Origin of the sequence: Winogradskya consettensis (genome assembly GCF_018332715.1) — a bacterium.
GTDB lineage: Bacteria > Actinomycetota > Actinomycetes > Mycobacteriales > Micromonosporaceae > Actinoplanes > Actinoplanes consettensis.
The window spans coordinates 17,961-43,389 of the sequence record NZ_BOQP01000044.1; the positions used below are offsets into that span (position 1 = coordinate 17,961).

Annotated in this window: 29 protein-coding genes; 15 read left to right on the plus strand and 14 right to left on the minus strand. The window is 70.6% G+C overall.

The window, feature by feature from the left end:
- Positions 1-11: 11 nt before the first annotated feature.
- Positions 12-1,595: a dolichyl-phosphate-mannose--protein mannosyltransferase gene (locus Aco04nite_RS36255; protein WP_438874974.1), complete on the plus strand. Its 1,584-nt coding sequence runs from the start codon at positions 12-14 to the stop codon at positions 1,593-1,595.
- 3 nt (positions 1,596-1,598) lie between these two features.
- Here the strand turns inward: Aco04nite_RS36255 and Aco04nite_RS36260 are convergent, their stop codons facing one another.
- The 3 genes from Aco04nite_RS36260 to Aco04nite_RS36270 are packed head-to-tail and all read right to left on the minus strand — an operon-like array spanning position 1,599 to position 2,712.
- Positions 1,599-2,006, minus strand: a complete 408-nt coding sequence (locus Aco04nite_RS36260) for a hypothetical protein (protein ID WP_213001757.1) — start codon at positions 2,004-2,006, stop codon at positions 1,599-1,601.
- Entirely contained in the window at positions 2,003-2,368 is a 366-nt protein-coding gene (locus Aco04nite_RS36265) for a cyclic-phosphate processing receiver domain-containing protein (RefSeq protein WP_213001809.1), read from the minus strand. Before Aco04nite_RS36265 ends, Aco04nite_RS36260 begins: the two co-directional genes overlap by 4 nt.
- Positions 2,353-2,712, minus strand: a complete 360-nt coding sequence (locus Aco04nite_RS36270) for a VOC family protein (RefSeq protein WP_213001758.1) — start codon at positions 2,710-2,712, stop codon at positions 2,353-2,355. The genes Aco04nite_RS36265 and Aco04nite_RS36270 overlap by 16 nt, the downstream gene beginning before the upstream one ends.
- Positions 2,713-2,817: 105 nt before the next feature.
- Here Aco04nite_RS36270 and Aco04nite_RS36275 point away from each other — a divergent pair, with 105 nt between their 5' ends.
- Entirely contained in the window at positions 2,818-3,882 is a 1,065-nt protein-coding gene (locus Aco04nite_RS36275; RefSeq protein ID WP_213001759.1) for a serine/threonine-protein kinase, read from the plus strand.
- The gene (locus Aco04nite_RS36280) at positions 3,872-5,623 is read left to right on the plus strand and encodes a substrate-binding and vWA domain-containing protein (protein WP_213001760.1); all 1,752 of its coding nucleotides are present in this window, start codon (positions 3,872-3,874) and stop codon (positions 5,621-5,623) included. The genes Aco04nite_RS36275 and Aco04nite_RS36280 overlap by 11 nt, the downstream gene beginning before the upstream one ends.
- Here the strand turns inward: Aco04nite_RS36280 and Aco04nite_RS36285 are convergent.
- On the minus strand, positions 5,620-5,865 hold the full coding sequence (locus Aco04nite_RS36285) for a nuclear transport factor 2 family protein (protein ID WP_213001761.1): 246 nt from the start codon (positions 5,863-5,865) through the stop codon (positions 5,620-5,622). The two genes, Aco04nite_RS36280 and Aco04nite_RS36285, sit on opposite strands and share 4 nt — an antisense overlap.
- Here Aco04nite_RS36285 and Aco04nite_RS36290 point away from each other — a divergent pair.
- A complete protein-coding gene (locus tag Aco04nite_RS36290; RefSeq protein ID WP_213001762.1) occupies positions 5,855-6,355 on the plus strand; it encodes a MarR family winged helix-turn-helix transcriptional regulator in 501 nt (166 codons plus the stop codon). The genes Aco04nite_RS36285 and Aco04nite_RS36290 overlap by 11 nt on opposite strands.
- On the opposite strand, the gene Aco04nite_RS36295 is transcribed toward Aco04nite_RS36290, so the two are convergent.
- Both Aco04nite_RS36295 and Aco04nite_RS36300 read right to left on the minus strand, forming a co-directional pair.
- Entirely contained in the window at positions 6,341-6,982 is a 642-nt protein-coding gene (locus Aco04nite_RS36295) for a hypothetical protein (RefSeq protein ID WP_213001763.1), read from the minus strand. The genes Aco04nite_RS36290 and Aco04nite_RS36295 overlap by 15 nt on opposite strands.
- Positions 6,983-6,989: 7 nt before the next feature.
- Positions 6,990-7,370: a VOC family protein gene (locus Aco04nite_RS36300; RefSeq protein ID WP_244876550.1), complete on the minus strand. Its 381-nt coding sequence runs from the start codon at positions 7,368-7,370 to the stop codon at positions 6,990-6,992.
- A gap of 177 nt (positions 7,371-7,547) precedes the next feature.
- Between Aco04nite_RS36300 and Aco04nite_RS36305 the strand changes: the two genes are divergently transcribed.
- Entirely contained in the window at positions 7,548-8,441 is an 894-nt protein-coding gene (locus Aco04nite_RS36305; protein ID WP_213001764.1) for an acetyltransferase, read from the plus strand.
- Positions 8,442-8,517: 76 nt separating this feature from the next.
- Here the strand turns inward: Aco04nite_RS36305 and Aco04nite_RS36310 are convergent, their stop codons facing one another.
- Complete coding sequence (locus tag Aco04nite_RS36310; RefSeq protein ID WP_213001765.1) at positions 8,518-9,147, minus strand: TetR family transcriptional regulator; 630 nt, start codon at positions 9,145-9,147, stop codon at positions 8,518-8,520.
- 52 nt (positions 9,148-9,199) lie between these two features.
- On the opposite strand from Aco04nite_RS36310, the gene Aco04nite_RS36315 reads away from it, so the two are divergent.
- Positions 9,200-9,964, plus strand: coding sequence for a class I SAM-dependent methyltransferase (locus Aco04nite_RS36315; RefSeq protein ID WP_213001766.1), 765 nt, complete (start codon positions 9,200-9,202; stop codon positions 9,962-9,964).
- Between the two features lie 10 nt (positions 9,965-9,974).
- Here the strand turns inward: Aco04nite_RS36315 and Aco04nite_RS36320 are convergent, their stop codons facing one another.
- Positions 9,975-10,958, minus strand: coding sequence for an aminoglycoside phosphotransferase family protein (locus Aco04nite_RS36320; protein ID WP_213001767.1), 984 nt, complete (start codon positions 10,956-10,958; stop codon positions 9,975-9,977).
- Here Aco04nite_RS36320 and Aco04nite_RS36325 point away from each other — a divergent pair.
- A complete protein-coding gene (locus Aco04nite_RS36325; RefSeq protein ID WP_213001768.1) occupies positions 10,951-11,571 on the plus strand; it encodes an FMN-binding negative transcriptional regulator in 621 nt (206 codons plus the stop codon). The two genes, Aco04nite_RS36320 and Aco04nite_RS36325, sit on opposite strands and share 8 nt — an antisense overlap.
- A gap of 47 nt (positions 11,572-11,618) precedes the next feature.
- Here the strand turns inward: Aco04nite_RS36325 and Aco04nite_RS36330 are convergent, their stop codons facing one another.
- A complete protein-coding gene (locus tag Aco04nite_RS36330; protein ID WP_213001769.1) occupies positions 11,619-11,813 on the minus strand; it encodes a hypothetical protein in 195 nt (64 codons plus the stop codon).
- 173 nt (positions 11,814-11,986) lie between these two features.
- On the opposite strand from Aco04nite_RS36330, the gene Aco04nite_RS36335 reads away from it, so the two are divergent.
- On the plus strand, positions 11,987-12,307 hold the full coding sequence (locus Aco04nite_RS36335) for a cupin domain-containing protein (protein WP_213001770.1): 321 nt from the start codon (positions 11,987-11,989) through the stop codon (positions 12,305-12,307).
- Positions 12,308-12,532: 225 nt separating this feature from the next.
- Here the strand turns inward: Aco04nite_RS36335 and Aco04nite_RS36340 are convergent, their stop codons facing one another.
- Complete coding sequence (locus tag Aco04nite_RS36340; RefSeq protein ID WP_213001771.1) at positions 12,533-13,987, minus strand: purine-cytosine permease family protein; 1,455 nt, start codon at positions 13,985-13,987, stop codon at positions 12,533-12,535.
- A gap of 131 nt (positions 13,988-14,118) precedes the next feature.
- Here Aco04nite_RS36340 and Aco04nite_RS36345 point away from each other — a divergent pair, with 131 nt between their 5' ends.
- The gene (locus tag Aco04nite_RS36345; protein WP_213001772.1) at positions 14,119-14,259 is read left to right on the plus strand and encodes a hypothetical protein; all 141 of its coding nucleotides are present in this window, start codon (positions 14,119-14,121) and stop codon (positions 14,257-14,259) included.
- A gap of 442 nt (positions 14,260-14,701) precedes the next feature.
- Entirely contained in the window at positions 14,702-14,992 is a 291-nt protein-coding gene (locus tag Aco04nite_RS36350) for a hypothetical protein (protein WP_213001773.1), read from the plus strand.
- A gap of 245 nt (positions 14,993-15,237) precedes the next feature.
- Here Aco04nite_RS36350 and Aco04nite_RS36355 read toward each other — a convergent pair whose 3' ends face one another.
- From Aco04nite_RS36355 to Aco04nite_RS36365, 3 genes are all read right to left on the minus strand, one after another.
- Complete coding sequence (locus Aco04nite_RS36355; protein ID WP_244876551.1) at positions 15,238-16,446, minus strand: serine hydrolase domain-containing protein; 1,209 nt, start codon at positions 16,444-16,446, stop codon at positions 15,238-15,240.
- Positions 16,447-16,728: 282 nt separating this feature from the next.
- Positions 16,729-17,976 (minus strand): cytosine deaminase, encoded by a 1,248-nt coding sequence (gene codA / locus Aco04nite_RS36360; protein ID WP_280519467.1) that lies wholly within the window; start codon positions 17,974-17,976, stop codon positions 16,729-16,731.
- Positions 17,973-19,181, minus strand: a complete 1,209-nt coding sequence (locus tag Aco04nite_RS36365) for a Rieske 2Fe-2S domain-containing protein (RefSeq protein ID WP_213001775.1) — start codon at positions 19,179-19,181, stop codon at positions 17,973-17,975. Before Aco04nite_RS36365 ends, codA begins: the two co-directional genes overlap by 4 nt.
- A gap of 48 nt (positions 19,182-19,229) precedes the next feature.
- Between Aco04nite_RS36365 and Aco04nite_RS36370 the strand changes: the two genes are divergently transcribed.
- From Aco04nite_RS36370 to Aco04nite_RS36385, 4 genes are all read left to right on the plus strand, one after another.
- Complete coding sequence (locus tag Aco04nite_RS36370; protein WP_213001776.1) at positions 19,230-20,063, plus strand: DUF1028 domain-containing protein; 834 nt, start codon at positions 19,230-19,232, stop codon at positions 20,061-20,063.
- Positions 20,064-20,075: 12 nt separating this feature from the next.
- Positions 20,076-20,975 carry an intradiol ring-cleavage dioxygenase gene (locus Aco04nite_RS36375; RefSeq protein WP_213001777.1) on the plus strand — a complete coding sequence of 300 codons (900 nt, stop codon included), beginning with the start codon at positions 20,076-20,078 and terminating at the stop codon, positions 20,973-20,975.
- 443 nt (positions 20,976-21,418) lie between these two features.
- A complete protein-coding gene (locus tag Aco04nite_RS36380) occupies positions 21,419-22,153 on the plus strand; it encodes a class I SAM-dependent methyltransferase (RefSeq protein ID WP_244876552.1) in 735 nt (244 codons plus the stop codon).
- Between the two features lie 243 nt (positions 22,154-22,396).
- Entirely contained in the window at positions 22,397-23,449 is a 1,053-nt protein-coding gene (locus tag Aco04nite_RS36385; protein WP_213001778.1) for a Gfo/Idh/MocA family oxidoreductase, read from the plus strand.
- Here the strand turns inward: Aco04nite_RS36385 and Aco04nite_RS36390 are convergent.
- Positions 23,446-24,090 carry a DinB family protein gene (locus Aco04nite_RS36390; protein ID WP_244876553.1) on the minus strand — a complete coding sequence of 215 codons (645 nt, stop codon included), beginning with the start codon at positions 24,088-24,090 and terminating at the stop codon, positions 23,446-23,448. The genes Aco04nite_RS36385 and Aco04nite_RS36390 overlap by 4 nt on opposite strands.
- 271 nt (positions 24,091-24,361) lie before the next feature.
- On the opposite strand from Aco04nite_RS36390, the gene Aco04nite_RS36395 reads away from it, so the two are divergent.
- Positions 24,362-25,411 carry an LD-carboxypeptidase gene (locus Aco04nite_RS36395; RefSeq protein WP_213001780.1) on the plus strand — a complete coding sequence of 350 codons (1,050 nt, stop codon included), beginning with the start codon at positions 24,362-24,364 and terminating at the stop codon, positions 25,409-25,411.
- The last annotated feature ends 18 nt before the right edge of the window (positions 25,412-25,429 follow it).

Consider the following 25,429-nt stretch of genomic DNA (forward strand, 5'->3'; position numbering starts at 1 on the left):
ACGATCGCGGGGTGACTGACGTGGCGGCGGCGGAGACCGGGACTGCAGCGGAGGTGGGCGCGCCGGATGCTGCCGCCGGGGTGCGGGGTGTGCCGGAGATTGTCCGGCGGCGGTTGGCGTCGCTGGAGAACTGGCTCGATCCGTATTCGTGGGTGGTCACCGCTGTGGTGGTGGTGATCGCGGCAGTGTTGCGGTTGAACGGGATCACCGGCGCGAAGGGGTATGTCTTCGACGAGGTGTACTACCCGACCGATGCGTGGGACATGCTGACGCACGGGGTCGAATGGGATCCGGAGAAGACGAACGGGCCGGCGTACGTCGTGCATCCGCCTTTGGGGAAATGGCTGATCGCGCTCGGTGAGAAAGCGTTCGGGAACAATGAGCTGGGTTGGCGTTTCCCGGTTGCTGTCGCCGGGACGCTGATGATTGCGATCCTGATCCGGGTGGCCTACCGGATGTTCCACTCCATCGTGCTAGCCGGGACGGCCGGGCTGCTGATGACGCTGGACGGCTTCCAGCTGGTGCTGTCGCGTACGTCGCTGCTCGACATTTTCCTGGGCCTTTTCGTGTTGGCCTCGTTCGCCGCGATCGTGCTCGACCGCGACCATTATCGGCGCCGGCTGCTGCACGCGCTGGAGGATTCCTACGACCGCGACAGCATGCCTAAGATGCCGCGGATCGTGCCGTGGTGGCTGCTCGCCGCCGGGGTGCTGCTCGGGCTGGCCTGCGGCGTGAAATGGAGTGCGCTGTTCTTCCTGCCGTTCTTCGGCGCCCTGGTCGTGGTGTGGCGCGTGCAGGCCCGGCGCTCGGCGGGGATCGAGGGCCCGCTGCTCGCCGGGCTGGTCCGCGACCTGGGCTGGGGTGTGCTCAGCGTCGTCCTGACCTTCGTGACCTACCTGGCGACGTGGACCGGCTGGTTCGTCACGGACGACGGGTGGTTCCGGCACTACCGTGAGGCGAACGGGCTCAGCGAACCGCCCGTGATCGGCACGCTGCTCAACCTGTGGCACTACCACCAGGAGGCGTACGGGTTCCACAGCGGCCTGACGTCGCACCACCCGTACCAATCGTGGCCGTGGCAGTGGCTGTTGCTGGGGCGTCCGGTCAACTTCTTCTTCCCGCCCAACGTGACGGGCTGCGGCGAAACCAGATGCGCCAGGGAGATCCTGCTGCTCGGCACGCCGATCCTGTGGTGGTCGTTCCTGCCGGCGCTGGCCGCACTGATCTGGTTCGGGATCGCCCGCCGCGACTGGCGCGCCTACGCCATCCTCACCGGCGCGGCGGCCGGCCTGCTCCCGTGGTTCTACTACGCGATCAAGGACGGCCGGACGATGTTCTCGTTCTACGCCCTGCCCGCCCTGCCGTTCCTGATCCTCGCCGTGGTCTACGTCCTGGGCGCCGTCATGACCCCACCCGACGGCATGGCCACCGGCCCCGCCCGCACCGACCGCCAGCTGACCGGCGTCGTGGTCGCGGGCGTCTACGTCACGCTGGTCGCCCTCTGCTTCGCCTACTTCTACCCACTGTTCGTCGGTCAGCTCATCCCGTACGACAGCTGGCTCTCCCGATTGTGGCTGGGCAACCGCTGGTTCTGAGCGTCACCCTCCGGCCAGCTCGCGGGCGTAGGAATCTGCCGGGGCGAGCTCGGCGGCCACCTGCTCGGCTGCCTCGTGCTCACCGCGGGCGCGGAGCAGCCTGATCAGCGGATACAGGGCCGCCTTGTCACCCGTCGCGGCCCGCTCACGGAGATCATCCGCGCGGCCCTCGTCGTACAGGAACCGGGCCAGCCGCCGCCGGGCGTGCTTGTCGGTCCCGGCGAAGCGCGTCAGCTCGTGCAGGAGCCCGGCCCTGACCAGCAGATCCACGTGCCACAGGTGCGCGTTGTGGCGCATGTAGTCCTCGCTGTAGCACTCGGCGACCGCACTGACCAGGGCAATTGCCGCAGCCCAGTCCTCGCGCGCCTCGGCTGCGGTCGCCTCGGCGGTCAGCGTGGGCCAATCGGTCACGGGGTGTCCGGGCCCTGGTAGCCGAGGGCGGGGGAGCCTGTGCTGATGCGGGCGGGGTAGCCCCAGCGGGTGAGAGCCTGGACCACCTTGGCGGCGCCGGGTGGGTTGGCCGAGTGGACGTGGACGGCGCCCAAGTCGAGCCGGGTTCCTTCGAAGGCGGCTCGTTCGAGGATCTCGACGACCGGCCAGATCGTGTCGTCGCCGCCGAGGTCGTGGTCGAGCCAGAGTTCGTCGATCCGTGCCGAGCCCAGCGCCGTGAGCAGGGCGACCCCTTCGGCGCTGGTGCGGGCGACCGTGGCGGGGCGGCCGTCGGTGAAGTCGCGGAGGTCGTCCACGAGCACGATCGTCATGCGACGCAGAATTCGTTGCGCTCGGGGTCGAGCAGGACGATGTGGCCCAGGTGCTCGCCGTAGTGCTCCTCGCGGACGACCGTCGCGCCGAGGGTGACCAGCTCGGCCGCCTTGGCGCGGAGGGCGGTGGCGTCTCCGCCGGGGCGGATGTCGACGTGGAGCCTGTTCTTGGCGGCCTTGGGTTCGGGGACGCGCAGGAAGCTGATCGCCGGGCCGGCACCCCGCGGGTCGATGATCGAGGCGGCGTCCGGGCCGTCGAAACCCGGCTCGGTGGTGTAGCCGAGGGCGGCGGCCCAGAAAGCGGCGATCCGCTGCGGCTCGGCGGCGTCGAAACAGATCGTCCAGTGCGTGGCCACGAGCACCAGGATAGGGCCGCGGGGTGTCACCCGGGCGGGGAGTTCCCCGGGGTGGGCGGGACGGGTTGGATAGTGCGTTGAGGGGGACCGGCCGGCGGGGGGCGGATGTCGACGAACGCGCCGATCGGACGGCTGACGAACTACGATCCGCGGCGGGCCGGGCGGTACCGGCTGGTCGGGCGGCTGGGCCGGGGCGGGCAGGGAACCGTCTATCTGGGTGAGGACGAGGACGGCGGGTTCGCCGCCGTGAAGGTCCTCAATGTCGATGTGCGGCTGGATGCGCGGGCGCGGGAACGGTTTCTGCGGGAGATCGCGGCGGCGCGGCAGGTGGCGTCGTTCTGCACGGCGCAGATCCTCGACGTCGACGTGGACGGCGACCCGCCCTACGTGGCGAGTGAGTTCATCGAGGGGCGCAATCTCGGTGACGAGGTCACGCGGCACGGGCCGCTGCACGGGACCCGGCTGGAGCGGATGGCCATCAGTACGATCACCGCGCTGGCCGCGATCCACCAGGCCGGCGTGGTGCACTGCGATTTCAAGCCGGGCAACGTGGTCTGCGGTCCGGACGGCGCGCGGGTGATCGACTTCGGGATCGCGCGGGCGGCCGGGGACGCGGGGCATTCGACGGTGGTGGGGTCGCCGTCGTACATGTCGCCGGAGCGGTACGCCAACGCCGGCGTGGGCCCGCCCGCCGACGTCTTCGCGTGGGCCGCGACGGTCGCGTACGCCGCGAGCGGGGAGCCCCCGTTCGGCACCGACTCCATGCCCGCGATCATGAACAGGGTGCTGAACGAGGCGCCGCGGTTGCCGGGGCTCGGGTCCGCGCTGGACGAGCTGCTCCGCGACTGCCTGCGCAAAGATCCGGGGGCCCGCCCGCAGGCTCGCGAGGCGTTGCTGCGGCTGGTCGAGGGCGGCGGGCCGGTGCAGGACCCGCGGCTGGCCGAATCCGTGCAGCTGGTCACGCAGGTCGTCCCCCGCGAGGAGCCCCGGAACCACCGGGATGTGGCGGGCATCGTGCTCGCCGTTGTCATGGGCGCGGCCGGTGCTCTCGCCGGCTATCAGGTCACGCACGAGGTGCCGCCCGCGGCGATCCTCGGTGGCGCCGCGCTCGCCGCCACCTATCTCGTCCGGACGATGCTCGCCGGCAGGGAGTCCGCCCGTGTCCCGTAACCGGCTGTCGTATCTGAGCGCGCTGCTCACCGGTGTCCTGGTGATCGGCGGTGGCACCACGTATCTGCGGTGGGGGCGTGCTCACTGCGTACCCGTAGCTGTCACGTCCTCGACCGAGAAGGCCGGCCTGATCACGCAGCTCGCCGCCCGCTTCGAGAAGGTTTCCCGGCCCGGGGGTTGTGTGTCGGTGACGGTCGACGGCGTCAACTCCGGGCAGGCGGCGACGGCCCTCGCGCAAGGATGGACCGGCGAGGCCGCGGCCGGGCACCCGCGCCGGCCCGACGTCTGGCTGCCCAGCTCGTCGATGTGGGTGACCAAGCTGCGGGCCCTTCCCGCGTACGCCGGGTTGCCTGCCGCTCCCCAGCCGGTGGCCCACAGCCCACTGGTGATCGTCATGCGCCGGGAGCCGGCCGAGGCGCTGGGCTGGCCGGACCGCGCGCTCACCTGGAGTGACGTGCTGAGCCTGGACAAGGACGCGTGGTCGCAGCGGGGCCATGACGAGTGGGGCCGGTTCACCTACGCGAAGGACGACCCGACGCAGTCGACCTCGGGGCTGGCCGCGACGGTGGCCACGTTCTATGCCGCCGCGGGCAAGACCACCGGTGGTTTCACCGAGGCGGACACGCGCTCGCCCGAGGTCCGGCATGCGGTACGCAGGGTCGAGGCGAACGTCGTCGCCCACCCGCCGGACATCGTGGACTACCTCGGGCAGCTGCAGGGCTCGCGCGCCGACATCAGCGCCGTCGTGCTGCAGGAGCAGGTGGCCTACCTGCACAACACGAACGTCGCCGAGCCCGGGCAGCGGTTCGTCGCGATCCACCCGAGCGACGGCACCCTCGTGATGGATCATCCGTTCGTGACGATGCCCGGCATCAGCGGGCCGGTCCGGGAGGCGGCGGAGGACTTCCTCGCGTACCTGCGGGATCAGCACGACGCCTTCGCCGCCGCCGGTTTCCGTGACACGGTCGACCAGGCGCCGGCCGCGGTCGCGGACTCGCTCGGTTTCCCCGTCGACCAGCGGTCGAGCACCATGCCGTTGCCGTCCGCGGCGGTGATGGACGCCGTCCTCGCGCAGTGGAAGACCCTGAGCAAACGCGCGAACATCCTGCTCGCCGTCGACAAGTCCGGCTCCATGGCGGTCGACAGCGGCATCCCGGGCGGCGGCACCCGGATGGAGGCCGCGAAGAAGGCCCTGCGGGAGAACCTGCGCCTGCTGAACCCGGACGACCAGGTCGGCATGTGGTCGTTCGCGTCCGACCCCGACGACCTGCACCCGCAGCTGCGCACCCCGGCGCCGCTGGGTGCGACGATGGACCTGGACACCGTGATCAGGGACGCGCTGACGCCCGCGAGGCCGCCGTACAACGACACCGCGCTGTGCGTGACGATCAGGGACGCGCAACGGGCCCTGCTCGACCGCCTCCCGCCGGAGGACCCCGCCAACCTGACGGTCAACGCGGTGGTGGTGCTGACCGACGGGCGTGACGACTACGACACCGGGCAGTGCCGCATGTCGCGCTCGGACCGGGGCAGGGGCGCGTACCTGGGTGACACCCTGCGGAAGGCCGATCCGGACCAGCGGGTCCAGGTCTTCGGCATCGCTTTCGGCGAGGCGGACCAGGCCGCCCTCAAGGCCATCGCCAACGGTACGGGTGGAGTCTCCCTCGACGCGACCCGGCATCCCGAGAAGATCCGCACCGCGTTCGCCGACATCTTCACCACTCTGTCGACGCCTTCCTAGTCAAGAATTGTGTACAGCGCGGTGATCCGTCCGTCCTCCACGATGGACACGTCCGTGCCGCTCGCGACCGGCGGCTGACCCTCGGGGCCGAAGTGCCACGCGAGCAGCGCGAGGTTGCCGGCGACGCGCACTTCGCCGGCGGCGCTGAACACGAACCCGGGGGCGCTGTCGAGCAGGCGCTGCGCCTTCTCGTTGAGCGCCGCCCGGCCGGTGACGGCCTCCTCGGGGTTGGTGAAGGTCACGTTCTCCGCGTACAGCTCGTTGATCGCAGCGCTCTCGGCTGAGGAGGAGCGGCTCTGGCGTGCCGTGATGCGGTTGCTGTTCGTACTGCCCCGGGCCCTGGACCAGGACCTGCAGGACCGGACCGGCCTGAACAGCTCGCGTTACGGGGTGCTGTTCAACCTGTCCGAGGCGCCCGAACGGACCCTGCGGATGAACGAGCTCGCCGGGCTGACCGCCCTGTCCGCGAGCCGGATGACCCGGGTTGTCGACTCACTGGAGGCCGCGGGATACGTACGCCGCTCCCCCACCGCACAGGACGGCCGAGGCTTCCTGGTGACCCTGACCCCCGACGGTCTTCAGCGTCTGCAAGAAGCCTGGCCGGAACACCTGCGAAGCGCCCGCGACCGCGTCATGTCCCACGTGTCAGGGAGCCCGATCGACGTCGCCGCCCTGACCGAGCTGATGGAACGGATCGTGCGGCATTCCGAACGCCGGTCAGCCCCGGAGTGACTCGACCGCGATCGCGGTGACGGTGACGAGGGCCGCCTGATTGCTTGTCAGGGTCGTACCGTGGGCGGTGCTGACAACCATCATCAGGGCACCGCGTGTGACGAAGGAATGACAGTCGATGAAGGGCTCGGCGTCCCTCCGGTCGACCTCCGCGCAATATCCGAACGCATCACCCGTGAGCGCGACGGCCCCCTTCACCGTGAACTTCGTGTCGAGGTCGTCCTTCCAGGACTTGCAGGTTCCGTACGCCTTCCGCACCGCGTCAACCGAAGTCGGCGCGCTGCCGTTCCACACGTGCACCACCTCGTTGACCCACCACCCGCCGCCCCGCCAGGTGCGGGAATCGGCGTAATGCACGCTCGTGAAGTTCTCCGGGTTCATGAGCTTGCTGCGGCAGACATCGGAGACGAGGAAATTCTGGTCATCGACATCCGCCTCGGGCTTCCCGACGCCCAGCGCCTTGAGATCATCGGCGGGGACCAACGCATCCTTCACCGACTTCTTCAGGCCGGCGCGGTCCAGGGTCGTGGTCGTCACGACCGATGGTGACTCGACTGTGGCCGGTGGCGTCGACGCGCCGCAGCCCGCCAGCAGAATCAGCAGAACGGCGGCGGCTGTGCGCTTCATGCGTACCTCAGTCGGTGTCCAGGCAGAGGCAGAAAGGGTGACCTGCCGGATCGAAGAGTACGCGGACGGTCTCCTGTGGCTGGTCCGGGGCGACGACCGCACCGAGCGCCACCGCCTCGGCGACCGCGTCACTGAGATCGCCGACCTGGAAGTCCAGATGGGTCATCGGGCGCTGGGCTCCGGGCTCCGGCGGCCAGACCGGGCGCTGGTAGCCGTCCGCCTGCTGGAAGACCAGGTAGCTGCCGCCGGGGGTGCCGACGACCGCCGTTCCCGGCTCCTCGTGGACGAGCGGCCATTCGAGCAGGTCCGAGTAGAACCGGGCCAGGGCGGCCGGGTCCGGGGCTTCGATGGCGGCGCCCCACCACATGCCGGGCTTTCGGGATCGCATAACCGGCAGCATGATGGGGTTCGGCGGGGCTGTCCAGGAGAACACGCCGTGATAACTTCTTCGGTACGCCGTCGAGCTGGGAGGAGGTCAGAACAATGTCCGATGTTCTGCGCCCCGCCCGCGTTCCGGCGTCCTCGCGGGTCTGATCCTGGGGCGTACGCCTTTCCAGGAGGAACCATGACTTCTGTGGTCATCCGCCCGCTCGTCGCGGGCGAGGAAAACCTGTTCGAATCCATGCCCGACCCCCTTCCCCAGATCCGCAAGATGTCGTACGCGGACGGCCTCGAACTGGGTGGCTTCCGCCCCTCGCACACCTGGGTCGCCCTGCGCGACGGTGTCGTGCTGGCCCGCGCCGCCTGGGTCCAGCCCCCTGGCGCCGTCGGCGAGCCGTGGCTGGAACGCTTCGACCTCGCCGCCGAGCCCGCGCTGGGCGCCGACCTGTTGCGCGCCGCCCACGAGGCGCTCGGCGGGCCGAAGATCTACTACGCGGCGCTGCCCCCGTACTGGCGGCGGGTCCCGCAGGCCCGTGCCGTGGTCGAGCCACCGATGGAGGCGGCCCGGCTGGCCGGGCTCGTCGAGGGCGACGAACGGCATCGCTGCACCTGGGCGGGCACTCCCCTGCCGGAGCCCTCGGGGCGGTACACGTTCCGCCCCGCCGCCGGCGCCGACGAGATCAACGACCTGGTCGGCAAGGTCGCGGAGCCCACGCTGCTGACCGGCTCGGAGACGGCGCTCGCGGTCGCCGGGATCTCGCTGGCCACCGATCCGCAGCCCTGGATGGGCAACGGACCCTCGGGCTGGCGGATCGTTCTGCGTCATGGCGAACCCGTCGGACTGGCCGGCACCAGCGGCGACGCGTGCTTCCCGCAGATCACCTACCTCGGGCTGTTCGACGAAGGGGCGCTCGGGGACACACTGATCGATGCGGTCAACGCGCTCACCGCGGGTGGGGCCCGCGAGGTCGTCGCCGATGTGGACGGTCACCGGGTGGCCGCGACCGCCGAGCTCGAACGCACCGGCTTCCGGCGGCTGCGCTCCCGGATCGCCTTCACCCCGCCCTCAGCCGGCTGACCCGACGGGCTGCCTGCACTCGGCTGCCCGCTCTCGGCTGCCCTTCCAGGCTGCCGGGGGCAGGCTGACCCTTCGGCTAGCCCGCCGGGCGGGCGGCGGCGATCGCGGAGTTGACCATCTTCAGGACCTCGTCGTCATCGGGCGGGGTCCCGTCGCGACCGGCGAAGAGGAGATGGCCGCTGCCGATCAGGGTGAGCGCGACCATCTCGACGTCGGCGCCGGGCGCGATCCTGCCGAGGTCGCGTTCGGCGCCGAGATAGCCGGCCAGCATCGCGGTCGCCTCGGCCAGCAGCGTGATGCCCTTCGGGTAGCTCACCGGCGGGAACCCGGCCCGGGACTGCTGCGAGGCCCGCCACAGCCGGGCCCGCAGCTCGTCCCGGGCGATGATCAGGGCGACGAGGGCCACCGCGACCGAGGTGAACAGCTCCGTCAGCGCGTCGGCGAGGTTGCCGGCGACCGTGCCCGTCCCGGCGGCCGCGCGCAGGGTCACGTCGCGGGCCCGGACCCGGGTGGTGCGGTCCAGCACGAGCTCGACCAGGAACTCGTCGAAGTCGGCGAAGTGCTTGTGCAGCACGCCTTTGGCGCAGCCCGCCTCGGCGGTGACGGCCCGGCTGGTGAGGGCGCCCACCCCGGCACGGACGAGCACGCGTTCGGCGGCGTCGAAGAGCTGCGTGCGTACGTCACGCATGGCTACTCCGGTCGGCACCCTCTGAGCCTATCGCTTGCCCGAGTGGGCACTTGCCCATTAGTGTGGGCGCATGCCCACTTACCGGGAAACAGCGGAATCCTTCGGTACGGACGCCGAGCGCTACGACCGCACCCGCCCCCGCTACCCCGACGCCATGATCAGCCAAATCGTCGCGGCCGCTCCCGGGCGTACGGTGCTCGATGTCGGATGTGGCACCGGCATCGCCGCCCGCCAGTTCCGGGCGGCGGGCTGCACGGTGCTCGGCGTGGACCCCGACCCGCGGATGGCGGAGCTGGCCCGCGGCTTCGGCCTCGACGTGGAGGTCGCCCGCTTCGAGGACTGGGATCCGGCGGGCCGCACGTTCGACCTGGTGACCGCCGCCCAGTCCTGGCACTGGGTCGACCCCGCCGCGGGCGCGGCCAAGGCAGCCCGGGCCCTACGCCCCGGCGGCCGGTTCGCCGCGTTCTGGAACGCCGCCGACCCCGCACCCCACCTGGCCGGCGCCTTCGCCGAGGTCTACACCCGCGTCGTGCCCGACCTTCCCGCGATGCCGCCGGGAATGTCAGCCGCCGACGGGTACGCCCTCATGCTCGACAAAGCAGCAACCGGCCTCACCACCGCATTCACCGAACCGGACCGCTGGCGCTTCACCTGGGAACACACCTACACCCGCGCCGAATGGCTCGACCTCATCCCCACCCAGGGGACCGCGACCCTCCTCCCGGCGGCCACGCTGAAGGATCTGCTGGACGGCCTCGGCGCGGTGATCGACGAGGCCGGTGGCACCTTCACCGTCACCTACACGGCCCTGGTCATCACCAGCACCCTGGCCTGAGCCGCCGCCGTCAGCCCGGCAGCTCGGCGAGCCAGGTGGCCCATTCCGGAACGCGCCGCAGGGATTTTGCCGCGCCCCGCAGGCGGGTCAGGCATTCCGTCGCTGCCAGAGCCCGCGCGGCGGGGTCGTCGTCACGGTGACCGAGTGCGCGCCAGAGCAGCCATTCGGCGGTCCGCAGCTGGGCTTCGACGATGCCCTGGAACAGTGCGGGGACCGCGGGAAGCGGGCGGCCACCGGCCCGGCGATAGGCACCGATGGTGCGTGCGAAAGGTAACTGCTCCTCGAAACCCATGGCGAGCGCCGTACGCAGAAGCTCGTGCTCAGCCGTGTCCGGCCCGGCGCTGTCCCAGTCGAGCAGGACCGGGCCGGCCGCGGTGAGCAGGACGTTGTCGGGCTTGATGTCACGATGGGAGGCCACCGGAGTCAGTGGTGGGCCGGGGCGGCCGAGGTAGTCCAGGGCTGCCTCGACGGTCGGCAGATGCCGGTGCACCTCGCGGGCGAATGCGGTGTCGTGACCCCGGAGCCATTCGTGCCAGGAGTCGATCGGGTACGGCGCGGGGCGGGGTGCCGGGTCGTCCCCCGGCCGGGCGTGCAGCAGGGCGAGGGTCGTACCGGCCCAGTCGGCGACCTCGGCGCCGGGCCCGGTGGGATGGCGGCCGTCGCACCAGCGATGCAGCTGCCAGTACTGCCGCGTGCCATCCTGGTCGAGGGCCACGACTTCGGGTGCCAGGCGGTCGGGCATGCGCACACCGGCGGCGTACGCGGAATGCTCGATCCCGGCGGCCGTGTGGTACTCGTCCCACCACCCGGGGTCTGCGACGACGGTCAGGCGTTTGGCGGCATAGCTGCCGGTGGTCGTCCGCAGGCGGAACAGGGCATGGGAGATGCCTCCGTCGACGCGGGCCAGCGGTGCCGTTGCCCGGCCCACCGCGAACGCCGCGGCAATCCGTTCGGCCTCGTCGCCGGCCGGAACTAGGCTGCTGCGCGTGTACATTCCCGCTCACTTCGCGCCCGACGCATCAGCTGTCCAGGATCTGCTGACCCGGGCGGACACTGCCGACCTGGTCTCCGCCACGGCGAACGGGCTCATCGCGACGTATCTGCCCATACTTTACGACGCGGCGGCCGGGCCGCACGGCTCCCTGCTCGCGCATGTGGCCCGCAACAACGATCAGTGGTGTACGCCGGTGCTCGGCGAGGCGATGGCGATCGTGCACGGGCCGGACGCGTACGTCTCGCCGTCCTGGTATGCCTCCAAAGCGGAGCACGGCCGCGTCGTCCCGACCTGGAACTACGTGACCGCCCACCTTTACGGCGAGCTGGTGGTGCACGACGACCCGCAGTGGCTCGCGGGGCTGGTCCGGCGGCTGTCCGATCGGCACGAGGCCGGTCGCGAGCATCCGTGGTCGGTGGACGACGCCCCGGAGAAGTACGTCGCCGGGCAGCTCCGCGCCATCGTCGGTGTCGAGCTGCGGATCACCCGCGTCGAGGCCAAGTTCAAGCTGAGCCAGAACCGCCCGGCAGCCGACATCGACGGCGTGATCGCGGGCCAGACCGCGACGGGCGCCACCGCCGCGGCCGACGCCGCCGCAGCTGCACGCCCGTGACGGCTCGGCCCTGACCGGCGCCGGCGGCGATTGCGCGATCGGGCGGGTCAAGCGGCGATGCGGTCGAGGTCGGCGAGGGCGTCCGCGGGGAGTTCGAGGGTGAGCTTACGCATCTCGGCCAGCGCCCCGAACGGCTCCGCGAGCGAACCGGGGACCACGGAATGCCCGTCGGCGCCGCCACCGACGCGCAGGTTCACCACGTCGGTCATCGTGTACGTCCCGCCCAAGTTGTTCGCTGTCATGTACGACTCCTCATTTGCGTCGGTGGTAACCCCGCTGTCCGACTATCGGGACGAATCAGGCAGTACCCCGGCGTCGCTGGGAGTGTCAGGACCAGCCAACACGCCCGCCAGGCCCGCCAGCGGCGCGATGTCGGCACTCGCAGAGGCGGGTAGGGGTTGGAGATAATTCCGGTGTGGAGATCGTGTCTTTCGATGGCGTGGTAGGGCGGGCGGTGGAGGCTTTCGGCAGTGCCGGGGTGACTGCTCAGGCGTTGTTTCGCGGCGAGGCGGTGGCGGTCACCGTGCTGCGGGTGGCGGCGGGCGGGGAGATCGGCCGGCATGCCGCGGCGGTGGATCAGGTGTTCGTGGTTATGGCAGGGCATGGGTTCGTGCAGGCTGGGGAGGGTGATGCGGAACCGGTCCGCGCGGGGCAGGCGGTTGTGTGGCGGGCCGGTGAGGAGCACGCCACCACGGCGGTTGAGGACATCACGGCCATGGCGATCGAGATGGCCTGACCAGGGCCATTACGACTCCGCTTCGGCGGGGATGCGGGCTTGCTGAGCCACGGAACACGAAGTTGCGCCGAAACCCGCTATGCCGCAATCTTCTGCGGCTTCAGCTGTCAAAACCGGCCAATCACGTCTGGCCAGGAAACACATGTTCCTCTGTCAGACGTGATTGGCCGGTTTTGAGGAGCTACACCGCAGAAAGTTCACGCATCCCGGTGTCCGGCGCAATATTCAGCCACGCGGCATGGACTGCGACAACTCAGGACCGGAGGAGGGCTTTTGTTCTTTGTTGCGGTCCTTCTGGAAGCTGAAGAATGCCGCGTAGAGCAATGCTGACACCACGAATCCGACCTCGAACGTGATGTCGCCGAAGGCCGCGACGTGCGCCGGGACGATGCCTACGTATTGTTCCTGGTTGGAGAAGAGCCAGACCGAGACGACGATGCCGGCGGCCATGGCGACCGCGCCTCCCCAGGGGTTGTGGGATTTGTCGTAGAGGTAGCCGTCGACCCGTTTGCCCCGGCGCAGGAACCAGTCGGTGAGGTAGACCGCGAGCCAGGGGCCGATCCAGTACGAGATGACCAGCAGGAACGACTCGTACTTGTGGCCTGCGTCGTCGAGGCCGGAGAGGGCGAGCAGGAAGCCGAGGATGCCGAAGACGCCGGCGACGATGGCGCGGCGCAGGCCCAGGGGGAGGTTGATTCCCAGGGCCAGGAACGACATCGAGCCGGAGTAGATGTTGATGGCGTTCGCGCTGATGGCGCCGAGGCAGATGGCCAGCAGTGTCAGGTCTGCGACCAGGGATGGCAGGTGGCTGGTGAATGCTTCGGTCGGGTTGGTGATTCCCGGGGCCGCGATGGTTGCCGAGGCCGCGCCGACGATTTCCAGGAAGGTGCAGGAGACGAAGACGCCGAGGCCCGCCCAGACGCCGGTGAGCCGTTTGCTGACGGTGGCCGGGAGGTAGCGGGTGTAGTCCGTGGCGTACGGGTTCCAGCCCGCGGCGTAGCCGAAGGTCGCGCCGACGGTCAGCAGGAAGCCGCCGATGCTGCCGGTGCCGACCACCACGTCGGACGAGGGTGTCGCCTTGGTGAGGGTGATGATGCTCGTGATCAGGAAGATGATCGCGAGCAGGGGGAAGGCGTAACGCTCGAAGGCCTGCACCAGGTTGTGGCCGAAGAACGCGATCGACACCTGCAGGATCACGACGACGACCAGGCACAACGCGTTCGGCAGGCCGGTCAGGGTCGCCAGGGCGAGGGCGCCGCTGACGCTGTTGACCGCGAACCAGCCGACACCCGCGACCACCGCGTTGAGGCCGGCGGGGAGGATGTTGCCGCGATATCCGAAGCCGATCCGGGACAGGACCATCTGGGGTACGCCCATGGCGGGCCCGCGCGCCGAAAGTACGCCGTGCGTGGCGGAACCGAGTGCAGTGCCGAGCACGATGGCCGCCACCGCCTGACCGAAGCTCTGGTGGAAGAACAGGATCGCGATGACACCGACGTAGACGGTCGCGAACTCGAGGTTCGGTGACATCCACGTCCAGAACAGGCTGAGCGGCCGGCCGTGCCGCTCGTCGAGGGGGATGAAACCGGCGCCACCCGGCTCCACGGCGGTCACCTTGGCCCCGTACCGGCCCTCACGGACCTCCGCCGAGACCTCCGCGGGCGTTTCCACCGCTGTCATGACTGGCTCCCTACCTGTGTATTGACCACACAGGTCGCAGTTAACGCCCGGCCCATTCCGGCAGTGTTGCGCGGCTGTTGCGCACTCGACTGCCATTGACGGTTCGGTCATTGACGTGCCGTGTCTACCCGGTGACTGAAGGTGACTGGGAGTTCCGCTCCGACCCGCCACCCGCGTACACGACCCTGCACCTGCCGGGCCCGCTGACCCGCATTCCGTGCCCACCCGGAACCACCGCCTGGCTGGCCACCACCCCCCGAAGCCGCCGGTGAGATGATCAGCCGCTTCCCCGCCGGCCCGCTCTTCACCACCCACGCCCCAGGCCCGGTCTCGAGCCGCGCTTCGGAGCCGGGCTCTAGCCGTGCCTCCGGGGCCGGGCTCTAGCCGCGCTTCCGGGGCGGGCTCGAGCCGCGCTTCCGGGGTGGGCTCTAGCCGCGCTTCCGGGCCGGGCTTGAGCGTTCAGGTCCCGGGCAGCGGAAAGGTCCGGGGCAGCTTCGTCCGGCCGGCTCGGCCTTACCGTCTGGCCGGGCTTGACCAGGCGACCCGTCGTATCAGCCCGGCCCACCGGGCAACGCCCTCGTAGCAGTCAACATCGCCCTGCTCACCACCCACATCGAAGCCGGCGCGACCCTCCTCACCGACGCGATCCACACCCTCCGGCAGACCCCGCACCACTGGGCACGCCTGCGCAACGACCCGGCCCTGGCCCCCGCCGTGGCCGAGGCACTGATGCGCAAACTCGGCGTCGGGATCGGCATCGTCCGCCGGGCACAGGCCGCCACGATCCTGCAGGGGCAGTGCATCTCCCCCGGTGACTACCGGGTCGCCGCGGTGCAGACGGCGGAGCGTGTGCCCACGGCGAGGCTCGGATCGGTCGCGGGCCTGGGATCCGGCTCCGGCATTCGGACGTGGGCCCAGCGCCAGGTCGCGTTCCTGCAGCTCACCGCCCTGCTGCAGGGGTTGACGGCCAGGGTGGCGTCGCTCGGCGCCGCGATCAATCCCTAGGTGCGCATCTGATGGATCACGGCGAGTCCGCGGCGAGGTCCAGGTTTCGTGTCGCAGGTGGTCGAAACCTGGACCCGGCGCAGGCCATCGTGATCCATCAGATGCGCCCTGGGTGCAGCGCCCCGCCGGGACGGGCCGCAGCACCTGGCCCGGTGCTGTCGCCGCTGACCGGCGCGACGTTCTGGGCGGCGCGACGTTCTGGGCGGCGCGACGTTCTGGGCGGCGTACTGCCTGGGGGGCGGTGATCATGCGCAGGTCAGGTCGTCCAGCAGGGTGAGCTCTCGCTGCATGAGGGCTGGGGCGCGGGTGGGGTCGGCCAGTTGGGTGGTTATGGAGAGGACTGCGGAGCGGCGGGCGTCGGGGGTGACGGCGTTGAGGGTGGTTACGCCAGGCATGTCGCCGAAGTGGGCCCAGTAGCCGCCGCAGCGGGTGGGGATCCACATGATGCCGAGGCCGTAGGCGATGCCCGGGCGGAGGTCCTGGAGCGACTCGGCCGGCACGGTGCGGTGCAGGTCCGCCATTTGTGCCGGTGGCAGGAGGCGGCCGCGGGTCAGCGCCTGCCAGAAGCGGGCCAGGTCGGCGGTGGTGGTGACCAGGCCGCCGGCGGCGGCTGCCACGGTCGGGTTGATGATCGTGGTGTCGGCCAGGGGGTCGTCCGGCGCGAACTGCTGGTACGCCCTGGCGTGCGGACGGGGCAGCGTGGGGCGGTCGCCGGGGTAGAACGTGCGGGTCAGGTGGAGCGGCGTCAGGATCCGGGAGCGGACCTCGGTGGACCAGGGGTTGCCCGTGAGGCGCTCGATGAGCAGGCCGGCCACGAGGTAGTTGGTGTTCGAGTAGCTCCAGTGCGAGCCGGGGGCGAACAGGGGCGGGTGCCGCATCGCTGTCGCCACCAGTTGTGCCTCGGTGTAGTGGTCGAAGCGGTGCGCCTGGAACGCTTCGGGCGACTGGAGACCGGGGAGGTCGCCGGTGGCGTCGTAGAGGCCGCTGGTGTGCTGCAGGATCTGGCGCACGGTGATGTGACGGCCGTCGTTGCCGGAGCCGGTGACCACGCCGGGGAGGTGGCGCTGGATCGAGTCGTCCAGGCCGATCCGGCCCTCGGCGGCCAGCTGGAGCAGCACCACCGACACGAACGTCTTCGTGGTGCTGCCCATCCGGAAATATCCGCCGATCGGGACCGGGGCGCGGGTGTCCAGGTCGGCCACGCCGCTGCGGGCCACCTCCACGCGGTCGCCGTCGCGGACCAGGCCCTGCGCCCCGGACACGCCGAGGTCGCGCAGATCGTCGAGGCCGCGCTGCAGGACCGCGGCTGCGCCCGGCGGCCGGGGACCCGCGATCGGCGGTGCGGCGCGGGCGGCTCCGCTGCCGACCGTCAGGGCCAGTAGTGCGCCGGTCATTGCGGCTGCCACGGTTCTGCGCAACCTCGTGGGGGTGGGCGCTGCGGATTGTGTGCTCACGTCGGGTCTCCTGACGGGAAAGCTGATGTGCTTCGACCGTACGGAGAGCTCGGACGCGGGGGCAGCCGGAAAGCCCGAGTGCCGGTGTGGGGGTCAGCCCCCAGAACTCCAGCGGAACCAGTAGTCGACGCCGCTGGGGCGGTAGCGGGGGCCGTCGTCGAAGCGGAGCTCGGTTGTCCGGTGGGGCATGGGCCGGGACGGCAGGTCAGCCCGGCGGTCGCGGCAGGTCCTGGATCGGCAGACTGCTCGCGGGGTGGACTCGGGGCGGGAGGTTGGGCGTACTTACAGGGGTTGGAAGTTGACCTCTTCCTCCTCGCCGTGCCAGCGGACGAAGCTGCGGGCGGGGCGGGTGCCGGCAAGCACCCGGCCCGCCCGCAGCACCAGGAACCGGGGTCGCTGCAGGCGCAACGCCTCGGCCTCGGACGTCGCGTCGAAGACCACCAGGTCGGCCGGTCCGTTGTCGCGAAGTCCGTAGTCGGCCACGCCGAGGGCGGCGGCGGGGGCGACCGTGATCATGTCCATGAGGGTGCGGAGTTCGGTGACGCCGCTCATGTGGCCGAGGTGGGCCAGCACGAACGCTGCTTGCAGGGGGTCCGCCGTGCCGAGCGGGTACCACGGGTCCATCACCGAGTCGTGGCCGATGGCGACGTTGACGCCGGCTTCGAGGAGCTGTTTGACGCGGGTGTGGCCGCGGCGGATGGGGCCCTGGTCAAATCTGCCCTGCAGGACGGCGTTGTCCAAGGGGTTTGTCACCATGTGCATTCCGGCGCGGGCGATGTTCGTGATCAGGCGGGACGCGTAGGCGGCGTTGTACGAGTGCATCGCCGTCGTGTGGCTGGCGGTGACGCGGCCGCTCATGCCGCGGCGGATCGTCTCGGCGGCCATCGTCTCGACGAAGCGGGAGTGCTCGTCGTCGGTCTCGTCGCAGTGGATGTCGACGCGCAGGCCGTGTTCCTGGGCGAGGGCCATGGCGAACTTCACGGACTCGACGCCGTCCTCGCGGGTCAGCTCGTAGTGCGGGATGGCGCCGATCACGTCCGCGCCGAGTTCGACGGCCTTGCGCATCAGGTCGGGGCCGTTGTCGAAGCTGAGGATGCCCTGCTGCGGGAACGCCACGAGCTGCAGGTCGATCAGGCCGCGGGCTTCTTCGCGCAGTTCGACCAGGGCGCGCAGGGCGAGCAGGGACGGGTCACAGACGTCCACATGGGAGCGTACGTGCTGCACGCCGTGGGCGAGTTGCCAGCGGAGCACCTGGCGTACCCGGTTCTTCACGTCGTCGACGGTCAGGTCGCGGACGCGGTCGGCCCAGATCGCGATGCCTTCGAAGAGGGAGCCGGAGATGTTGGGGCGGGGCTGACCTACGGTGAGTACGGCGTCGAGGTGGATGTGGGGTTCGACGAGGGGTGGGGTGACGAGGCGGCCGCCAAGGTCGATAGTTTCCCGGGCGACTTGTCCGGAATATTGGATGAATCGCCCAGCGTTCACCGCCAGATCCCCGCGTGACGAATTCCGCAGGAGCAAGTCGATCATGGCGCGAAACCGACAAAAGCCGCAAGCGTCCGCCGCAGTGTCACACCCAGCAGATCTGCGCGGACATGCAGCTCATCACGCAACCGGAGGGGCAGACCAGGGAGTCGCATGGCCTGCTGCAGCGCAAGATCCTCGGCGAGCACAGCCTCCTCGAAGGCAACCTCCCGGCGCACCACCTCGGCGGACGGATCCGGCACGCCACCGATCCCGTGCAGCAGCATCTTCGTGTAGATCCGGGTACTGGTCAGCGTCTCCGGCTGCGCGAAGAACAGGATCGTCTTCACCGCACCGGCATCCAGCTCCTCGAGTCGGAGCAGCAGCTGGAACGGGGCGCGGTAGACGTACGTGGCGCGCCGGCGTTGCTTCAGCGGTCTCAGGCCGGCAGCTACGCCCGGGTCCTCGGGGTTGTCGAACCACTGGTCCTGGACGCTGCGGCAGCCGTCGGGCTCGACGCTGATGTCGTAGCGCGGCACGAGTTTCTCCTCGGCCGCGCCGAACGTCCTGGCGTGCACGAACGGGAAGTGGGCGACGTCGAGGAAGTTGTCGGCGACCACCCCGGCTGACGCGGGCGTGCGGACCGGCGGCAGCCAGGCCCCCACGTACGCCGCGTCGTCGCCGTCCGCGTCGGGGAACAGCTCGGTCAGCGGCTCCTCCGGGGCGACCCAGATCAGGCCCCACCGCTCTGTCACGGCGAACGGCTCCGGGGTGACGTGCAGGATGCCGTCGTCGCCGGTGTGCACGTCGTACTCGTCGCCGAGCAGCGTCACCCGGCACGGCAACTCCGAGCCGAGGGCGACCGGGTGCCACGCGCGACGCAGCCCCGGGTGCTCGTTGGTGAGCAGGTCGGCCGGGTCCGCCGCCGTGGCCGCGAGGTCGTCGGCGGAGATGTAGACGGTGCCGTCGCTGACGCGTACCCGGGGGCCCAGGGGCAGATCCGCCCTCGGCGGCACGTGGCCGTCCTGCGACGGCAGCGCCACGCAGGCACCGGACCCGTCGAACTCCCAGCCGTGGTACGCGCACCGCAGCCGCCCGTCCACGCCGCTCGCGGCGGACAACGGCACGAGCCGGTGCGGGCAGCGGTCGGCGAAGACCACGGGCGGCCCGTCCGCGACCGGGCGGAGCACCACCAGCGGCGTCCCGCCCGCGTCCACGGCGACCGGGCGCGGCCCGACCTCGGCATCGCGGGCGACAGGTATCCACTGCATGGGTAGCAGTGTCATCCCGGCGTGTTACGACTCCGCTAACGTGCCCCCATGACGTTCTCGATCGTGGCGCGCTCCGCCGACGGAAGCGCGCTGGGCGTGGCTCTCGCCAGCAAATTCCTCGGGGCCGGCGCGGCGGTGCCGGCCGCCCTCGCCGACGTGGGCGCGGTGGCGACCCAGTCGTACGCGAACCTCGCCTACCGCCCCCAGGCATTGGCCCTGCTCAGCACGGGAATGACGGCCACCCACGCGGTCGCCGCACTGATCGCGGGCGACGACGGCCCGGTGGACCAGCGCCAGGTCGGCGTGGTCGGCCCCGACGGCCCGGGCGCCACGTTCACCGGCAACAACTGCCACGACTGGGCGGGCGGCGCGGCCGGCGACGGCTATGCGATCCAGGGCAACATGCTGACCGGCCCGGAGGTGGTCGCCGCGATGCGCGACACCTGGCTCGCGGAATCCGGCCGCCGACGCCTGGCATATCGCCTGCTGGCAGCCCTGAAAGCCGGCGACGAGGCCGGCGGCGACCGGCGCGGCCGGCAGAGCGCGGCGGTCCTCGTGGTCGCCAAGGGCATGGGCTACGGCGGCACCAGCGACGTCGTGGTCGACCTGCGCGTCGACGACCACCCGCAGCCGGTCACGGAGCTCGCCCGCCTCCTCGACATGCACACCATGTACTTCGAACGCCCCGACCCTGCGTCGCTGCTGGTCCTGGAGGGCTCCCTGGGCGCCGAGGTCCGCGGCCGCCTGGTCGCCGCCGGCCACCACGCCACCGACCTCGACGAGGCCCTGACGACGTGGGCCGGCATCGAGAACCTCGAGGAGCGCATCGTCCCCGGACACATCGATCCGCTGGTTCTCGCCCATCTGCGCGGGGGATCCTGATATATCCGTTTAATGACAAATGTTACAAGACGTACAGCGCTGACGGCCGCGGGCGCGGTCAGCCTCGGCGTCGTCGGCATCACCTCGATCGTGTCCACCGCATTCGGCGCCTCCTCCGGCGACGCTTTCCTGGAGACGGCCCGCGCAGGGGCGTGCACGCTGACCCCGGAGGTCACCGAGGGTCCGTACTACCTCCCGCTCGAGATCGTCCGGAAGAACATCACCGAGGGCCGCCCCGGCCTGCCGCTGACCTTGCGGGTCAAGGTGATCGACTACGCCACCTGCAAGGTCATCCAGGGCGCCGTCCTGGACATCTGGCACTGCAGCGCACTCGGCGTCTACTCCGGCTACGATGCGACGACTCCTCCCGGCGGCCCCGGAGGCGGCGGCCCGAGCGGTGGTCCCGGCCTCGGCCCCGGCCCCGGCATGCCGCCGTCCGGCTTCCCGGGCGGCCCTCCTGGCGGCCCTTCTGGCGGACCGGAAGGCGGGGCCGGCGGTCACGCCACCCCGACCAACAGCGAAACATTCCTCCGCGGCGTCCAGATGACCGACCACACCGGCCGCGCGGAATTCACAACGATCTTCCCCGGCTGGTACCAGGGCCGCACGGTCCACCTCCACGCCAAGGTCCACGTAGGCAGCTACCTCACCGGCGGCACCGCCAAGAGCGGCCACGTCTCCCACACCGGCCAGTTCTTCTTCCCCGAACGACTCACCAGCCGCGTGGCCACGCTCAAGCCCTACCGCACGAACACCACCGAACGCACCACCAACGACATCGACATGCAGTTCAACGCGGGCGGATCAGCCGGCCTCCTGAAAGTCGTCCAGCAGCACAAAGACTTCAGCAAAGGCCTCATCGCCTCGGTCACGGTCGCCGTCGACCCCGAAGCCACCCCCGCCACCATCTGAGAGACCATGTGCCGTGGCTCCCGGCCGCGGGTGTCACGGCCACCCCTTCAAGTACGCCAGCCCCCCGCACCGAGTCCACCACGCGACCACCTGCCACCAAGCATCTGCCGCGACCCCCGGGCTGACCTGCCGTCCCGGCCTCACCCCACCCAGCCCCTGGCCCGCCCTGCCTTGACATGCCCCGCCCCGCGCTGACAAGCCCCGCCCCGTGCTGGTCTGGCCTGGGCCGTCCCGGCCTCACCCCACCCTGCCCTGGCCTCACCCCACCCCACCCTGGCCAGGCCTGGCCTGGCCTGGCCTGCCCCGCCCCGGCCTGCCCCGCCCCAGCCTGCCCTGGCCTGGCCTGGCCTGGGCCGCCCGTGAGGCCCTGATCTCACCGCGAAGCCTTGCTCTCACCCGAAATGGACGAGCGCACCCCGCAGACCCGTGTCACGATGCGCGTCATGTCGGATCGCGCGCTGAGCTTCGGAGCGTCGGCGGAAGCCTACGAACGGTTTCGCCCCGGTTACCCGCCGGAACTGATCGAGCTCGTGACGGCCTACGCGGGCAACCCGATCCGGACCGCCCTCGAAATCGGTGCCGGGACGGGCAAGGCGACCCGCCTCTTCGCCGCCCACGGGATCGCCGTCACCGCAACCGATCCGGACGCAGCCATGCTCGCCGAGCTGCGCAGACACGTCCCGGCCGGCGTCACCACCCACCGCGCGGCCTTCGAGGATCTACGTCCCCGCGGCAAGTACCAGCTGGTCTTCGCTGCCGCGGCGCTCCACTGGACCGACCCGGTCCGCCGCTGGCCCCGCATGGCCGGCCTGCTGGAACCGGGCGGCGTCTTCACCGCATTCGGCGCCCCGCTCCACCTCGCCGACCCGGCATTGGAAAACGCCGTCCGCGACGCCCGCACCCCGTTCCTCCCCAGCGACGACATCCCGTCGCCCTCAAGCCCCGCAGCACCGTCACCCTCAAGCCCCGCAGCACCGTCACCCTCAAGCCCCGCAGCACCGTCACCCCCGGATCAGGCCACGCAGTGGCCAGGGCCGGAGCTCGAGCATTCCCCCTGGTTCACCGATGTTCGCCAGTCCGTGATCACGCGCCGTCTGACCTTGACCGCCTCCGACTACATCGGCCACCTGTCGACGATCTCCGCCTACCTCACTCACCCTCCCGCCCGCCATACGTGAAGAAGCGTTCCGAAGCATCGGCGCACTACTCCCCGAAGCAATCGAGATCAACGCCGACATCACCGTCCACCTCGCCCGCCGCCAAAGCAACCAACGTCAACGCAACCAACGTCGAAGCAACCAACGTCGAAGCGACCAGAACCGAAGCAACCAGAACCGAAGCAACCAGGGCCAAAGCGATCAGGACCAGAACATCCAGGACAAGAACGACCAGGGCCAGAACAATCAGCGCAGGAGCGACCGATGACGACTTTCGCGTTCGTGGGCTTCGGATTCCGCGCGGCGACGTTCCACCGGGTGGCGCAGGCGCTGCCACACCTCCGTTGTGTCGGGGCTGTGGTGCGGAAACCGTTGAGCGTGCTCCCTTCGTACGGTGCGATTTCTGATTGTCTTAGGGAAGCGCGACCGGATTTCCTGGTCATCGCCGTCCCGCGGGAGGCGAACCCGGGTCTGATCGCCGAGGCGGTCGCGCTGGGCGTGCCCGTGCTGGCCGAGACGCCGCCGGCGCCCGACCTGGCGGGGCTGCGCGCGTTGTGGGAGGTGGCCGGGCGGTCCGGTCTCGTGCAGGTCGCCGAGCAGTATCTGCTGATGCCCACCCACGCGGCCCGGCTCGCCGCCGTCCGGTCCGGGATCATCGGCACGCCGACGCAGGTGCAGGTCTCCTCCACGCAGCAATACCACGCCGTGTCCCTGATCCGCGGCCTGCTGGGCGTGGGCCATGACCCCGCCGCCGTCCGCGCGACACGAACCGTGGCCCCGCTGCTCGACCCGCTCGACCGCGCCGGCTGGACCGGCGCCCTGGAGCCGAAACCGGCAACCACAACCATCGCCACAGTGGACTTCGGCCGAGGCCGTTCCGGTGTCTACGACTTCACGACCGGCCAGACCCGCAACCTGCTGCGCTTCCGCCGCCTGCTGGTCCGCGGCACGCACGGCGAACTGCACGACGACGAAATCGTGCACATGCCGGCCGCCGAAACGATCAGCCGGGTGCCGCTGCTGCGCCGGCAGAGCGGTCATGACCTGGACCTCAACGGATTCGACACCGCCACGGTCACCCTCGGCGGCACCGAGGTCCTCTATCGCAATCCCTACCCCGGCACCCGTTTCAACGACGACGAGATCGCCACCGCCGCCCTGCTGGACGCGATGGCCGCCTGGGTCCGCGGCGAGGGCCCGCCGCCGTACCCCCTGGCCGAAGGCATGCAGGACCAGCTCCTCGCCCTCGCCATCGAGGACGCCGCGACCACCGCTCACGAGATCACCACCACCACACAGCCCTGGAACCGGCCCTAGGAACCCAGCAGGATGCCGAGGTCACGCTCGGCGAAGAGCCGGTGCTCCCACTCCTCGTTCAGGATGATGCGCAGGCATAACCGCACCGGCGTGCCCACCGGCTCGGGCCAGCCCGGCGTCAGCCCGGTCGCCCGGTCGAGCTCCGCGTCGGTGAGCCCCGCCAGCACCCGCCGCACGACCGCCATCCGATCCGCCCGCAGCGCCAGCACCTCCTCCAGCGAGGGCCGCGCAGCCCGATCCCAGGGCACCCCGTCGTCAGCGCCGCTCATCTCGTCGAACGGCAGATCCAGCGGATCCCACGGCGCCGGGTCCCCGAGGATCACCCGCAGCACCCACGAATCCGTCGCGAACAGTAGATGCCGCAACGTCTCGATGAACGACCACTCGTCGTCGACCCGCTCGTGCAGCCGCTCCTCCGGCAGCGACCGCGCCCGCGCCACGGTCCGCGCCCAGAGCCCTTCGACGATCTCCCAGGCAACTCGGAACCCATCGGCGTCGACCGGCCGCATCCGCACCCGATCCGGATGACGCCGGTCCAGCTCGGCCTCCACCAACGGCATCACCTCGACCCCGTTGACGACCAGCGACCCGAACTCCCCACTCAGATCCAGGGTCTTCGCGTAGACCCCCCGACCCACCACACCGGACAGGTCCGCCCCTCGCAGACGTGCCCCCCGAAGACTCTGCCCCATGCGCCCGGCCCCCGATCAATCGCTCGAACGTCAGTATCAACCTCGGGTACGACATTTTCCGGGCCCCACCCTCAGCGGCGAAGATATTCCGGTGGCATGACGTCGCCCGATCCGAGCGGCGGCCCGAGCACAGTCTGCCCGGGGGTCCCGGCCGCCCGAGCCAGCGCCCGACTGACCGAAATGGGGTGCGCGGAGGGTGGCGTACCTGTTGGATCTCGGCATGAGACATGAGCTTGTTCTGCCTCGCAAGGCGCGGCCCGGGGACCGGATCGCCGTGCTGTCGCCGTCGTTCGCCGCGGCGGGTGCCTTTCCCGCGATCCACGAGCAGGCCATGCGGCGGCTCGCTGAGGTGACCGGGCTCGTTCCGGTCGAGTATCCGACCACGCGCGAGGTCGGGGCGAGCGCGGCGGCCCGGGCGGCTGACATCAACGCCGCTTTCGCGGATCCTCAGGTGCGCGGCATCCTCGCTGTCATCGGCGGTGAGGATCAGATCACGGTCGTCCCGCACCTTGACGCCGGCCTCGCCCTGGCCGATCCGAAGCCGTTCCTGGGCACCAGTGACAACACCAATCTGCACCACTGGCTGTGGGGCCTCGGCATCGCGAGCTTCTACGGTGGATCCTCCCAGGTGCACCTCGGTCCCGGGCCCGCTGTGGACGACATCCACGCGCGGTCGCTGCGGGCGGCCTTGCTCACCGGGGAACGGCTGGAGATCACCGATCCGGGCGAGTCCGAGGATGTCGGGGTCGACTGGGCCGATCCGCGGGCGCTGGAGTCCTTCGGGGAGCGCGAGCCGACGCAGCCGTGGAGCTGGTACGGGCCACGCCGCTCGGTCACGGGTGCCACCTGGGGTGGTTGCCTGGAGGTCATCGAGTGGATCCTGACCGCGGGACGGTTCCCGTTCCCTGCGGCGGTTCTGGACGGCGGGGTGCTGATCATCGAGACTTCGGAGGAACTGCTCCCTGCGCGCGATGTCGGCTGGATCGTCCGTGCGTTGGGCGAGCGTGGTCTCCTCAGCGCGGTCGACGCTGTCCTGGTGGCCCGTCCGCCGGTCTCCGACCTCACGCGCCGGCCTGACGCTGCGGATCGGGCACAGCTACGCGAGCAGCAGCGCGACACGGTCGCCGCCGTGGTGCAGCGCTACAACCCGGAGGCGGTTGTCTGCGTCGGCGTCCCCTTCGGCCACACCCGGCCGCAGTGGATCCTTCCCCACGGCGGCGCCCTCACCGTCGACGGTGCGGAACGCCGGATCTTCGCCGACTACCGGTAGGGAAGCCAGGGCCTGTCT